At 64.2% G+C, this 450-nt stretch carries 1 pseudogene; it reads left to right on the top strand.

The annotated features are described in order from the left end of the window. Positions 1–450: pseudogene (locus tag HX846_RS35125) on the top strand (histone deacetylase family protein); the annotation flags it as partial.

A 450-nucleotide genomic window follows, 5' to 3' on the forward strand; every position in this document is an offset into this window, starting at 1 on the left:
GCAACAGGCGATCCAGCAAGGCGCCCGCAGTGCCTTCGCCCTGTGCCGTCCGCCCGGGCACCACGCCGCCAGCGACTTGATGGGCGGATATTGCTACCTCAACAACGCGGCCATCGCAGCCCAGGCGTTTCTCGACCAGGGCCACACAAAGGTGGCCATCCTCGACGTGGACTACCACCACGGCAACGGTACCCAGTCGATTTTCTACGAGCGCGACGATGTGCTGTTCACCTCGATCCACGGCCATCCGGAGGCGGAATTTCCGTTCTTCCTGGGCTACCCCGACGAGTTGGGCGAAGGCGCCGGTGAAGGTTTCAACTTCAATTACCCGCTGCCCGCAGGTTCTGGCTGGGACCGCTGGAGCGCCGCACTGGAGCAGGCCTGCGGGGATATCGAGCGCTACGGCGCCGACATCATCGTGGTCTCGCTGGGCGTCGACACCTTCAAGGA

It is taken from the genome of Pseudomonas sp. K5002, from assembly GCF_013386655.1.
Lineage (GTDB): Bacteria > Pseudomonadota > Gammaproteobacteria > Pseudomonadales > Pseudomonadaceae > Aquipseudomonas.